This window comes from Bifidobacterium sp. MSK.17.10 (assembly GCF_019129655.1).
GTDB lineage: Bacteria > Actinomycetota > Actinomycetes > Actinomycetales > Bifidobacteriaceae > Bifidobacterium > Bifidobacterium adolescentis.
The window spans coordinates 222394-235428 of record NZ_JAHOJD010000004.1 but is presented as its reverse complement, the minus strand read 5'-3'; the positions used below and the strand labels follow the sequence as shown (position 1 = coordinate 235428).

Genomic DNA, 13035 nt, shown 5'->3' with positions numbered 1-13035 from the left:
ACGGTTTCGAAAGTGGGGGTTGACGAACCATGGAAACAACGACTATCACGATGATTGCGATTCTCGTCGTCATCGCATTGCTGCTGGTCTGGCTGTCGCTGTCGATGGCCGCGACGGAAGGCGCGGTGGGACGTGTCACGAGGGCAAGTCTGAACAACCTCATTCTTGAGATTCAGACGGATACGGAGGCGTCGCAATTCATACGCGACAAGAAGATCAAACGCATCCACAAGGTGCAGCGGCTGATCGCCGACCGCTACGCGACCGCCGGTTCATGCGCGTTCTTCCGCATCACCTGCAATGTGCTTGACGGTGTGTTGGTCGCCGCGATCGCGTCGTTGTGCGATGCGCCGTTATGGGCGGGACTGCTTGTCGGCTTCGTGTTCGCGCTGGTGGTCGCGGTGATTTCGCTGCTGGTCCGTCCACGTAGCGCGGGCGCCTCCAAACCGGTCGATCTGATGCTGAAGCATGCCGATGCGGCGTCGGTCGCGGTGGCTTTGACGCCATTCGCTAAAATCGGCGGACAGAAGGATGCGAAACGTCATTCGAATGATCTGTCGGACGATGAGGAGCTTGAAAAAATCCAACTCGAACAAGGGCGCGCCACCATAGATCGTCTGGTCGAGGCGAATGATTTCGACCCTGAGGTTTCCGAAATGCTGCGCAACGTATTGACGTTGTCCGAAACGTTGACGCGTGAGATCATGGTGCCGCGCACTGATATGATTTGCATCGAACGCGGGGAGACGCTGGAGAACATGCTGAAATTGTGCTCCCGTTCCGGATTCTCCCGTATACCGGTCATCGGCGATGATGTGGATGATCTGGTCGGCGTGGCATACCTGAAGGATGCCGTGCGCGCCACGGCGTTCAATCCCGCGGCGATATCCCGCGATGTCGAATCCATCGTCCGTGACCCGATGCTGGTGCCCGAATCCAAGCCGGTCGACGACCTGTTCCACCAGATGCAGCGCACCCGCCAGCATGTGGCTATCGTCGTGGATGAATACGGCGGCATCGCCGGCCTGGTCACCATCGAAGACACCATCGAACAGATCGTCGGCGAACTGGAGGACGAGCACGACCGTACCCAGCATGCCGATCCGGAACAAATCGGCGAGAACAAATGGAGCATGCCGGCACGCACGCCCATCGCCGACTTGGAGGAGATCTTCGAAATCGACATCGACGAGGACGACGTCGACACGGTATACGGTCTGCTCACCAAGCTGCTTGGCCGCGTGCCGATCGTCGGTTCGACGGCCGTCACCAGGGGCCTGCGCCTGACCGCGGTCGACTCCGCGGGACGCCGCAAGAAAGTGTCCACCATCGTGGTGGAACCGGCCCACGTCGAGGGCGTGGACGAAACTGAACAACACGAAGACCATACGAACGGTGCCGAAGAGGCATCCCATGACGACAAGGATTCCAAGGACAAGCATGACTGACGCAGATGTGACCGAACCGGCTTCCCAGCATTCCGACGCCGAAGCCCCCGTTCCATATCGTTCCGGCTTCGTCGCGGTGGTCGGACGTCCGAACGTCGGCAAATCGACGCTGATCAACGCGCTTATCGGCACGCAGATCGCCATCGCCTCATCCCGTCCGGAGACTACACGTAAGGCCATCCGCGGCATTCTGACCACAGACAACGCGCAGATCGTGCTGGTCGATACCCCCGGTATCCACCGTCCGCGTACGCTGCTCGGACAGCGGCTGAACGATGTCGTCGACGAATCGCTATCCGATGTCGACGCGATCGCCTTCCTGCTGCCCGCCGACCAGGAAATCGGCCCCGGCGACAAACGCATTCTGAGCAGGCTGCGTTCTGATTTCGCCGTCAAACGCGACGACGGCACATTCAAATGGAAGGTGCCGCTGATCGCCATCGTCACCAAAATCGACGAATTGGACCGAAGCGCTTTGATCGACAAGCTCATCGAAATCAACGAGTTCGCCGACTTCACCGACATTGTGCCGGTGAGCGCCCTCGAGCACGACAATCTCGCCGAAGTACGCAACGTGCTGGTGGAGAACATGCCCGAAGGACCGCAGATGTATCCGGCCGAGCAAATCACCGAAGAACGTCCGGAAGACACCATCGCCGAACTGATTCGAGGCGCGTTCCTGGAGGAATTGGATGACGAGCTGCCGCATTCGCTCGCCGTGGTGGTGGATTCCATCGAATATCCGGAAGACAACGACAGCGGCGAATCCTACGCGGGCAAGGCGCAGGTGATTGTGTCGATCTACGTGGAACGTGATTCGCAGAAGCCGATCATCATCGGACATAACGCGGAGCATCTGGTACGCGTCAAGAAGAAGCTGCGCACCGCGGTCAACCGCATCGTCGGGCAGAAGGCCAAGCTCGACCTGCATGTCAAGGTGGCCAAGGGATGGCAGTCGGATCCTAAGCAGCTTGAGAAGCTGGGCTTCTAAGCCGCTTAGGATCCGCTTCGCGGCGAAGCTGCTCACTTCGCCTACGGTCAGCCCACTGGGCTGCCCGTTTGACGGCTCAGCCAAGCAGCTTGAGAAGCTGGGCTTCTGATTTTTTCCGGGTGGGAACAATAAAGCCTGCCGCTGTTTATGCGGCAGGCTTTCTTATGCTCTAAGCTTGTTGGTGCTGGATGGTCACTTCTTCTTGGTGTACATTTGCGTGTTCAGCAGGGTGGCGTAACGCTTGATCACCTTCGGACGGATGACCTTCATGGAAGCGGTCATCAAACCGTTCTCCTGTGTGAACTCCTCCGGCAGGATGATGAACTTACGCACGGATTCGGCACGGGACACGCCCTCATTGGCCTGATCGACCCACTTCTGGACTTCGGCGCGGACGGCCGCGTTGCTGGAGGCCTCCTCCATCGACATATCTCGGTTGAGACCCTTGCTTTCCAGCCATGGACGCAACGCTTCCTCGTCAAGCGTGATCAGCGCGGAGATGAACGGACGCTTGTCGCCAAGCACCAACGCCTGAGAGACGAATTCGCAACGCTTGATGACATCCTCGATCGGGCCAGGGGAGACGTTCTTGCCGCCGGCGGTGATGATGAGATCCTTCTTGCGTCCGATGATGTACAGGAAGCCATCGTCGTCAATGCGGCCCAAGTCGCCGGTCTTGTACCAGCCATCCTCGGTAAAGGAATCCTCGGTGGCCTCGCCGTTCTTATGGTACTTCGGGAACACCGAAGCGCCCTTGACCTGAATCTCCCCATCCTCGGCGATACGCAGCTCGAAACCAGGGAACGCGATGCCGACGGAACCCTGATGATACGGCACGCCAAGCACGTTGAACGCGCACGGCGCGGTGGTTTCGGTCAATCCGTAGCCTTCGTAGACCGGCACGCCGGCACCACGGAAGAACGCCAACAACTCCGGATCAAGCGGCGCACCGCCCGCGACGATCCACTTGGCGCGTCCGCCGAGCACCTCACGCAGCGAGGCATAGACCACCGGATCGAACGCCGCGCGACGTGCCTTGGTAAGCGTTCCGGTCTTCCCCTTGGTGCTGACTTCCTTCATATAATTCTGCGCGGCGACCACGGCTGCGGCGAAAGCAACGCCCTTGGCGCCATGACCGGCCTTCTGGGAAGCAGCGTTGTACACCTTCTCCAGCACACGCGGAACAACGATCATGATGGTCGGCTTGGCCACCTGCAAATCGGCGGTCAACGTCTTGATGCCCTGCGCGATATAAATATGCAGATTGCTTGCTACGCAGATGTAGTTGATGGCACGGGCGAAGGAATGCGCCTGAGGCAGGAACAGCAGGACGGTGTTCTTCTTGTCATGCAGCAGTTCCGGCATATAATCGGGCAAATTGAACGCGGTGGCGCAATAATGCTCATGCGTCATCTCCACGCCCTTCGGCGCGGCGGTCGAACCGGACGTGTACACAATGGAGCACAGATCGGTCTTCTGCACGGAATCGATTCGCGCATCGAGCGCCTCATCGCTCACACCGGAGCCATACGCCTTGATCTCGTCAAGACCACCGGTCTCGAAGCAGACGATGTGCTCCAAAGTCGGGCATTCGGTTTCGGCCCCGTCCGCCTTCGCCTTCATATCAGTGGTTTCCACGACCAGCAGACGCGCATCGGAATTGTTGACGATATTGCGGATCTGCTCGGCGGAATCGGTATCGTAAATCGTGGCGAGCACGCCGCCGCAGGCCATGACGGCCGCGTCGAACACATCCCAATCGTAGGAGGTGCGGCACATGAAAGCCACGCCATCGCCCTTCTTCAAACCATAATGCAGCAAGCCCTTCGCGACGGCGCGGATGTCGGCGAGCGTCTCATTTGCGGTCTTGGTGTGCCAATCGCCATCTTGCTTGAACGTGTACAATGGTTCGTCGCCCATACGAGCGGCGCGGTCGGCGTAGATATCGTAGATGGAGGTGCCTTCGTCTAGCGGCGGATTGCCCTCTGTCTTCGTGGTCAACAGTCCGGTTTCAGGGTCAAGGAACGTGGTGGACGGGTATCCCGGTCCCCATTCAGCGGTGTGCGGCAGCTCGATATGGCCATCGGGGGAGAGGATGCTGTTCGGGTCGTTGTAATCCGGTGTATTGCCGGAATCGTCGCTGACCGGGTGCACGAAATCGTTGCCCAAGCGCAACGCCTTCCTTGCGAGATTAGTGGCCTGCTTGTTCAACGAGGTGATGATGGACACGTGACTCTCCTACGTATATAAACGGTATCTAAAGAAGGAATGATAGCCCGTCGCGCGCGACACGTCACCTTACGGTAGCGTAAGGTGACAGGCCATCAGGGAAACGGGCGGCGCATGCCGGATACAGCCCGTGATTCGAAAGATGAACGATTGCGGCCGCGATGTTGCCGTGTACGTTACACTTGGGCGCTGTATCTGTTCATTAGATTTCTTTAACGAGGAAGAAAGGGCACCTATGGCTGAAAAAGCTGAAGCCACCGTGGTCTTCGGAGTTCTCAACGAGACTTCCGAACACGAGTCCCGTGTTGCTCTGACACCGGATATCGTAACGAGGTTGCGTAAATCAGGTGTTACATGTCTGATTGAGTCCGGTGCGGGCGTCGCATCGCACTACGTTGATGAAGATTATACGAAGGCGGGCGCGCAGGTCGTCTCCGCCGACGATGTGATCGCACGCGCCGACGCGCTGGGTTTTGTGGATCGTCCAAGCAATGAGCTGCTCGCCCGCGTCAAGCAGGGCACATGGATCATTGGCATGTTGGGATCGTTCACCGATGCCGATTACGTCGCCGCGATCGAGAAGGCCGGTCTGGTCGGCGTCGCCATGGAAAAGCTGCCGCGTCAGCTGAGCTCCGCGCAGTCCATGGACGAAATGACGTCGCAGAACTCCGTGATGGGCTACAAGGCCGCCATCGTGGCAGCCAACGCGTACGGTTCCTTCCTGCCGATGATGACCACCGCCGCTGGCACCATCCGCCCGGCCAAGGTGCTTATTCTGGGCGCCGGTATCGCCGGCCTGCAGGCCATCGGCACCGCCAAGCGTCTCGGCGCCGTCGTCACCGCGTACGACGTGCGTCCGGCATCCAAGGGCGAAGTCGAATCCTTGGGCGCCAAGTTCCTCGACCTTGGTCTTGACTTCTCCAAGGGCCAGGGCGAAGGCGGCTACGCACGCGCGCTGAGCGCCGAAGAGCAGGCCCAGCAACAGGCCGCGGTCGATCAGAAGGCCGCCGGCTTCGACATCGTCATCACCACCGCCAAAGTGCCGGGACGCAAGCCTCCGGTCCTTCTGACCAAGGCCGGTGTGGCCGGTCTGCATCGTGGCGCCGTCATCGTCGATTGCGCGGCAAGCGACCTTGGCGGCAACGTCGAAGGCTCCTCCGTCGGCACCCAGGTCACCGACAACGGCGTGACCATCATCGGCGCCCCGTATCTGGCCAGCGGCGTGTCCACCACCGCATCCAACCTGCTGAGCCGCAACGTGGCCGACGTGCTGGCGCATTTCGTGCGTGACGGCAAGCTCGCCATCGACCTGAACGAAGAGCTCGACAACGCCATGGTCGTGGCCGGCCGCGGCGAGGAAGCCAAGAAGGAAGAGGAGTAAAGCAATGGATATCGTCGTTGCGATCACACTGTTCGTCCTCGCGCTGCTCATCGGCGTCGAGGTCATCGGCAAGGTGCCCGCCACCCTGCACACCCCGCTGATGTCGGGCGCCAACTCCATCCACGGCATCGTCATCGCGGGCGTCGTCATCGTCGCCGCGCACGCCACCAGTCCGCTCGCCTGGGTGTTCATCTTCCTGGCCGCCGTGCTGGGCACGATGAACGTCGTCGGCGGCTACGTCGTCACCGACCGCATGCTGGAGATGTTCAAGTCCGACAAGGGCAAGAAGAAGGAAGAGGAGGCCAAGTAAATGGGTACCCTGGCCGAAATGCTGAGCACGCCGCTCGGCGTCATCGAATGGTTCGTCTATCTGCTGGCCGCAGTGATGTTCGTCATCGGCCTGCACCTGATGAACTCCCCGAAGACCGCCCGCAAGGGCAACATGGTCTCCGCCATCGGCATGGTGTTCGCCGTGGCCATGGCCTTCATCGTGCTGTTCGCAGGTGAGGCCTCCAACGGTTTCAAGCATGGCGTCGCAGTCATCGTGCTGATTGTCGGCATCGTCATCGGCGCCGTGGCGGGCGTGGTCTCCGCCAAGAAGGTCAAGATGACCGACATGCCGCAGCTGGTCTCCGTGTTCAACACCGTGGGCGGTGGCGCCGCCGCGCTCGTGGCATTGAACGACATCCTGACCTCCGCCGAAACCCCATCCATCGTGGTGCTCATCACCGCGGGTCTGGGCATCATGATCGGCTCCGTCACCTTCTCCGGCTCGCTGATCGCAGCCGGCAAGCTGCAGGGCATCAAGTGGGTCAAGAAGCTGAGCCTGCCGGGCAAGGGTTTCTGGAACATCCTGTTCGTCGTGCTCACCATCGTGTCCTTCGTGATGTTGTGCGTGCAGCCGAACCAGCGTCTGCTCTGGTCGATCCTGACCACCGTGTTCGCCCTGTGCTACGGCCTCGTGTTCGTCATCCCGATCGGCGGCGCTGATATGCCGGTCGTCATCTCCGTGTTGAACGCCTGCACCGGCACCGCAGTGGCCATGTCCGGTCTGGCCATCAACAACATCGCCCTGATCGTGGCCGGCGCGCTCGTCGGTGCGGCGGGCGTGACCCTGTCCATCGCCATGTCCAAGGCTATGAACCGTCCGCTGCTGTCCGTCTTGGCTGGTGGCTTCGGCGGCTCCAATTCTGCGGCGGGCGCCGGAGAGGGGCTGGAGGGCACCATGAAGGAAACCTCCGCCGACGATCTGGCCGTCCAGCTCGTCTACGCAGAGAAGGTCATCTTCGTGCCGGGCTTCGGTCTGGCCCAGGCCCAGGCCCAGCGTGAGCTCGCTGACCTTGGCACCCTGCTCAAGGACCATGGTGTCGAAGTCTCCTACGCCATCCATCCGGTGGCAGGCCGTATGCCTGGCCATATGAACGTGCTACTCGCCGAGGCCAACGTCCCGTATGAGGAGCTCGTCGACCTGGATGACATCAATCCGCAGTTCCCGCAGGCCAACGTGGCTCTGGTGGTCGGCGCCAACGACGTGACCAATCCGGCCGCCCGCAAGCCGGGCACCCCGGTTTCCGGCATGCCGATTCTCGACGTCGACAAGGCGCAGAACGTGGTGGTCATGAAGCGTGGCCGTGGCACCGGTTATGCCGGCATCCAGAACGAGCTGTACTTCGAAGACAACACGCAGATGCTGTTTGGTGACGCCAAGGCGAGTCTGCAGGCCGTCATCGCAGCGGTCAAGGAACTCATCAACTGACGGACCGGCTCGTCGCCTACGCGAAGATCAGGCCCTTCCTCTTTTTGGAGGAAGGGCCTTTTGTTATTGCGCAAGTTGTCCACAGACAGGTATGGGGGTGTGGATAGGTGGAAATTGTCCACTTATTCACTTTTTTCAAAGGATTGTGACGGAGAGGTGGACGGATATGCGACAGTAGGTGCATCTCTACGACGAAGGAGTTGCATATGACAGTTGCCGTGGCCACGCCATTCAATATGGACGAACAGGCTTTCCTGCAAACGATGGATCGGCTGATCGAGCGCTTCGACCGGTACAGCTCGGGGCGTTGTTTCGCGGACCTTGATCGGATACGTCTCGAACACGATATGGAAGGTCCGCTTTCCCTGTTCGATGACGTGGTGCACGAGCTTGCGGATGACTTGTTCGGCGGCACGTCATGGCCGGTGAACCTCGACATGGATATGATCATATTGGATCGGTTCCAAATAGGCTATGATGCCGAATTCCTGACCGGATGCCGCAATGTGGTTCGTAAATACGGCATGAGCGCATGGCTGTATGAAATGATTAATGATGCTTCCGTCGCGGTGGCGACGCATCGGCCGAGCAACAGGATGCCGTTCCAGCTTGGTCTGTTCGATACACGTGAGGTGTTCCGAAGGAAAAAGACCAAGGGGAAGAAGAGCGGAGGCGGAAGGAGGAAACGGCTCGAATGCATGATGGAATACCTGCGACAGACCTACCGTCTGGCCGCATACACTCTGTTGCGATGGGGAGGGGGCGAGCCTAGGGCCGCTGATGCGGCGCTGATGGTTCTCGCTTATGGGGGATTGGGTATGTGTATGCTCCGCGATGATCCGAAAGTGGTCGAATTGGGATGTGATCCCGATTTCCGATACAGGCATGTATGCGCCCAGTTGCAGGATATGCGGATCAAGGCGGATCTGGAATATGCCTGTTCTGTGGATCTGAGCGTCACCAGCTCATTGGAATATCCGGCTTGCCTCGATGCCAGATATCTGTATGACGCCGAACACATTGTGGAGGCATATCGGAATCTGTGGGATGAGAACACTAAGCCCGTCGCCCAACTACTGGCCGAGATCGAGGACAATGGCGTATATGAAGTGGAGGATATATGGAAAGACCCGCTCTATCTGCATGACCTTGCCATCTCCCTTATGGGGCCGTCGGCTTCGGGTCTTCTCCAGGAAGGCTTCAGACTGCGTGATCGAACCATGTTCGAGAATGGTGTCAAAGAACTTGACAGCCAGGCACGCAATGTGAGGAAGGCTGGTCTGCTGCTTACCCTTGCCGGATATATCTTTTTCGCCGAACCGGAGGATCGCATGGATGCGATGCTCGCTTCGCACAAGGATCGCAAACGCATGTTGGACAACTATGAAAAGCTTGGCGAAATGGCCGCGACCATCGCCTTGTACCGTCTTCCTCGGGATCGCGAATCGCTTCGGGCAGTGCGGGCCCTGCTCATGCATGAGACGGGCGTGTACGCGGACAAGATGGGAGAGCTCATGGGTCTCGCCGACGAGCCGGACGGGGAAGACGAAGCCACCGCTCCGGTCATGGGGTGAAAGACGGTTTTCCGCATATTGGACATGACAATGCTTTGGGATTGACTCTACAACCATTGTAAGGTTTAGCCTTCCTGCTGGAAGACATAGGCCGAAACGGGAGGATAAGAGACAACCCATGGGAAAGAACCTGACAACGGGAAGCGTGTTCAGAACGATCGTCACCTTCGCGTTGCCGTATCTGCTGTCGTATTTCCTGCAGACGCTGTACGGCATGGCCGATCTGTTCATCGCCGGACAGTTCATCGGCATCGACGGCATCACCGCGGTGGCGAACGGCAGCCAGGTGCTGTACATGCTCACCGTGGTCATCGTGGGTCTTGCCATGGGCGCGACCGTCACCATCGGCCGTGCGGTCGGCGCGAACAGGCTCGACCGTGCGGCCAAGGCCATCGGCAACGTCATCACGCTGTTCGCAGGAATCGCGTTGGCGCTGACGGTCGTTCTGCTGTTGAACGTGCACAACATCATCTCGCTGATCGGCGTGCCAGTCGAAGCCGTCGAGGGAACCGCGCAGTATCTGACCATCTGCTATATCGGCATCCCGTTCATCGTCGCGTACAACATTATCAGCTCGGTGTTCCGTGGGATGGGCGATTCGAAAAGCCCCATGTATTTCATTGCGGTTGCATGCTTCTGCAACATCGTGTTCGACTACCTGTTTATGGGCTGGCTGCGTCTTGGTCCCTCGGGCGCGGCATTGGGCACCACACTGGCGCAGGCCATCAGTGTGACCGTGACATTGGTGGCGATTCGCCGCCGGCGTACGGGCATCAGACTGAAGTTCGGCGATCTTCGCCCCGATAGGGCCATGCTCCGCGGCATTCTCGGCATCGGAGTGCCGACGGCGGTTCAGGACGGCTGCATCCAGATCGCCTTCATCATCATCACGGTCATCGCCAACTACCGTGGCCTGAACGATGCGGCAGCTGTCGGCGTCGTCGAAAAGGTGATCAGCGCGTTGTTCCTGGTACCGTCGTCCATGCTGGCCACGGTATCCGCCGTCTCGGCGCAGAACATCGGTGCCGGCAGGATGGAGCGAGCGACGAAGACACTGCGATACGCCACCGCGATCACCGTCGTCTACGGCATCGTCATATCGATTGTGGTGGAACTGACGGCGGGCTCCATCGTCGGCCTGTTCACCACCGATGCGACGGTAATCCTGCTGGGAACACAGTACATCCGCAGCTACATCGTCGACAGCATCTTCGCGGGCATCCACTTCTGCTTCAGCGGCTTCTTCGCCGCATGCGGGCGCTCCTATATCGGATTCATCCACAATATCGTGGCCATCACCCTGGTCCGTGTGCCCGGGGCGTATCTGGCATCCAAGCTGTTCCCGAACACCTTGTTCCCCATGGGCGTCGCCGCGCCCGCCGGATCGCTGCTTTCCGTGCTGATCTGTCTTGGCTTCTACGCGTGGCTCAAGCGTCACGGCGTAATTTCGGAGAAGGCGCGTGCATGACGGCGAGTGAGCGAAGTGGAGGGCGCGACGCTTTGCCGGGTGACGGCAGACTGTTCCGTATAGGCAAGGTTGCAGATATGTTCAATGTGTCGCTGGGCACGCTTCGGCATTATGAGCGTTGCGGCTTGCTGGAACCCGAATATATCGACCCGCGCACCGGGTACCGGTATTACGGTGCCAAGCAGTTCGAGGTGCTGAACACAATCCGGTACCTGCGTGTGCTGGATATGCCGTTGACGCAGATAGCCGAGTTCCTGCACAATCGCGACGTGCATGTCATCGAGGACAAGCTTGTTGCACAGAAAGCCCTGATCGAGCGCAAACAGCATGGGCTGGAAATGGTCCAGCGGAAGATCGACCATCGCTTGGAGCGGCTGCGGGACGCTGAGCAGTCCGAATTCGACGTGATACGTGTTGTGCGGCAACCCGCCTGCAGGATCGTCTGGATCAGGGATTCACCGAAGGTCGACTCGTATCTCGGCCTGGAATATTCGATCCGCAAGCTGGAGCAGCATCAGAAGGATTCGCTGGTCTTCCTCGGCAAGGTCGGCGTCGGCATTGACAAGGAATCGTTGGAACAGGGCGGATATGCCGATTACGGGTTGGTGTTCCTATTGCTTGACGACGAGGACGAATATGAGGGCGACACCGTGGCATTGCCGGAGACCGATTGCGTGCGCATCCGGTTCCGGGGGAGTCATGGCGATGCCCCCGACCGGTATCGCGAGCTGATATGGTACACCGCAGAGCAGGGTCTCGACATCACCGGGTTCTCACGTGAGATCGCGTTGATCGATGAAGGGTTGACATCGGATCCCGCCCAGTTCGTGACCGAGATCTGCATCCCGGTGCGCTAGCCACTTTCCGGCGACGTGTGGCGCTACTTGGCTTTCTCCTTCAGAGTCGGCGCAAGGGTGCCGGCCAGCGCGCGCTCGCCCGGCCTGGCCAATGGGCCGACCAGTTCATGCGCCGTGTACGGCTCCTCAAGATAGGCGATGTCGGATTCGCTGAGTTTTACTCCAAGTGCTTCGATGACATCATCCACGCGCTCCGTCTTCGAGCAGCCGACGATCGGTGCCGTGACGTCCTTGGCCCAATGCCAGGCGAGGGCGATCCGCGCCATCGGCACGCCGAGCCGTTCCGCGAGCCCGTGCACGCGTTCGATGATCGGCATATCCTGCGCACGTGCCTGATCGTACTTGTTGCGCATGGTGCCGTCGGTGGTGCCGCGTTTGGAATCGGAATCCCAGGACGGATGGGTCAGATGGCCGGATGCCATGGGGAGTATGGGGTGAGCGCCATGTTGTACTGACGGCTGTTCGGTGGCGTCGGCATCGATGGTCCACTGATGGAATTACGGGGAGGTCTTGCCGAAACTCATACCGCCAAGGCAGACCTTGGAAACTTGGATGCCGGACCATCCCAGTGGGGCGTAGCTCATGTCAGTCATACTGAAGCTCTTCTGCCGTTGATGTTCGGAAGGTCAGCATATCCCGTTTCGATTGGCAGAACCAATACCTCGCATGAATGGTTTGATATGCAATCGACGCATGGAACGATATACCATACTCACATTGGACATTCTTTTTCGCCGGGCGTTGAATAGGGAACGGTACAGAGCATAAATGAAAGGACGGGTCGACAATGGAAAATCCGAGCGCATTCCCGATGGGAGAACCGAACGACGGCTTCGCGCAGTACTTCGTGGGACAGAGCTACCTTGCTCCGGTGCTCGAGACTCCGCAGATTGCCATCCATAACGTGACCTTCGAGCCGGGTTGCCGCAACAACTGGCACATCCATCACAACGCGGCGCAGGTACTCATCGCGGTCGGCGGTTGCGGCTACTACCAGATCGAGGGACAGGAGCCAAAGGAGCTCAAGGCCGGGCAGGCCGTCTGCATCCCCGCGGATACGAAGCACTGGCATGGCGCCGCCCCCGGCGAATCATGCTCGCATCTAGCCTTCATGGTCCCTGCGGGCGATCCGGCATCCATGAGCAACGAATGGCTCGAGCCGGTGGATGCCGAAGCCTACGGCAAACTTGCCTGAGGTCTGTTGTTCTTATATGGAGGGCCATCCTGCAAAAGTGGGATGGCCCTTTTTGTTGTTCAGGGCGATAACGGTTTGAAGCCTTGCGGCGAGTGGCGTCATGCGAGGAAATCCGCAAGCAGATTGCACAAGTAGC

The 13035-nt window shown here is 59.4% G+C and carries 11 protein-coding genes; 9 read left to right on the top strand and 2 right to left on the bottom strand.

Annotated features, from left to right (window positions below):
- Positions 1 to 29 precede the first annotated feature (29 nt).
- Positions 30 to 1448: a hemolysin family protein gene (locus KSX58_RS05030; RefSeq protein WP_003809453.1), complete on the top strand. Its 1419-nt coding sequence runs from the start codon at positions 30 to 32 to the stop codon at positions 1446 to 1448.
- Positions 1441 to 2439, top strand: coding sequence for a GTPase Era (era, locus tag KSX58_RS05025; RefSeq protein WP_003809452.1), 999 nt, complete (start codon positions 1441 to 1443; stop codon positions 2437 to 2439). Before KSX58_RS05030 ends, era begins: the two co-directional genes overlap by 8 nt.
- Positions 2440 to 2631: 192 nt before the next feature.
- Here the strand turns inward: era and KSX58_RS05020 are convergent, their stop codons facing one another.
- Positions 2632 to 4668 (bottom strand): long-chain fatty acid--CoA ligase, encoded by a 2037-nt coding sequence (locus tag KSX58_RS05020; RefSeq protein ID WP_003809451.1) that lies wholly within the window; start codon positions 4666 to 4668, stop codon positions 2632 to 2634.
- A gap of 235 nt (positions 4669 to 4903) precedes the next feature.
- Here KSX58_RS05020 and KSX58_RS05015 point away from each other — a divergent pair, with 235 nt between their 5' ends.
- The 6 genes from KSX58_RS05015 to KSX58_RS04990 all read left to right on the top strand — a co-directional run bounded on the left by KSX58_RS05015 (position 4904) and on the right by KSX58_RS04990 (position 11704).
- Positions 4904 to 6049 carry an NAD(P) transhydrogenase subunit alpha gene (locus tag KSX58_RS05015; protein WP_003809448.1) on the top strand — a complete coding sequence of 382 codons (1146 nt, stop codon included), beginning with the start codon at positions 4904 to 4906 and terminating at the stop codon, positions 6047 to 6049.
- Between the two features lie 4 nt (positions 6050 to 6053).
- Entirely contained in the window at positions 6054 to 6359 is a 306-nt protein-coding gene (locus KSX58_RS05010) for an NAD(P) transhydrogenase subunit alpha (protein ID WP_003809446.1), read from the top strand.
- A gap of 18 nt (positions 6360 to 6377) precedes the next feature.
- Positions 6378 to 7805 (top strand): NAD(P)(+) transhydrogenase (Re/Si-specific) subunit beta, encoded by a 1428-nt coding sequence (locus KSX58_RS05005; RefSeq protein ID WP_171024944.1) that lies wholly within the window; start codon positions 6378 to 6380, stop codon positions 7803 to 7805.
- A 206-nt stretch (positions 7806 to 8011) separates the two neighbouring features.
- Complete coding sequence (locus KSX58_RS05000; protein ID WP_003809428.1) at positions 8012 to 9379, top strand: hypothetical protein; 1368 nt, start codon at positions 8012 to 8014, stop codon at positions 9377 to 9379.
- Between the two features lie 145 nt (positions 9380 to 9524).
- The gene (locus KSX58_RS04995) at positions 9525 to 10847 is read left to right on the top strand and encodes an MATE family efflux transporter (RefSeq protein WP_231837109.1); all 1323 of its coding nucleotides are present in this window, start codon (positions 9525 to 9527) and stop codon (positions 10845 to 10847) included.
- Entirely contained in the window at positions 10844 to 11704 is an 861-nt protein-coding gene (locus KSX58_RS04990) for a MerR family transcriptional regulator (protein WP_217735722.1), read from the top strand. Before KSX58_RS04995 ends, KSX58_RS04990 begins: the two co-directional genes overlap by 4 nt.
- 23 nt (positions 11705 to 11727) lie before the next feature.
- On the opposite strand, the gene KSX58_RS04985 is transcribed toward KSX58_RS04990, so the two are convergent.
- Positions 11728 to 12126 (bottom strand): aldo/keto reductase, encoded by a 399-nt coding sequence (locus KSX58_RS04985; protein WP_003809420.1) that lies wholly within the window; start codon positions 12124 to 12126, stop codon positions 11728 to 11730.
- 365 nt (positions 12127 to 12491) lie between these two features.
- Here KSX58_RS04985 and KSX58_RS04980 point away from each other — a divergent pair, with 365 nt between their 5' ends.
- Entirely contained in the window at positions 12492 to 12899 is a 408-nt protein-coding gene (locus KSX58_RS04980) for a cupin domain-containing protein (RefSeq protein ID WP_003809418.1), read from the top strand.
- The last annotated feature ends 136 nt before the right edge of the window (positions 12900 to 13035 follow it).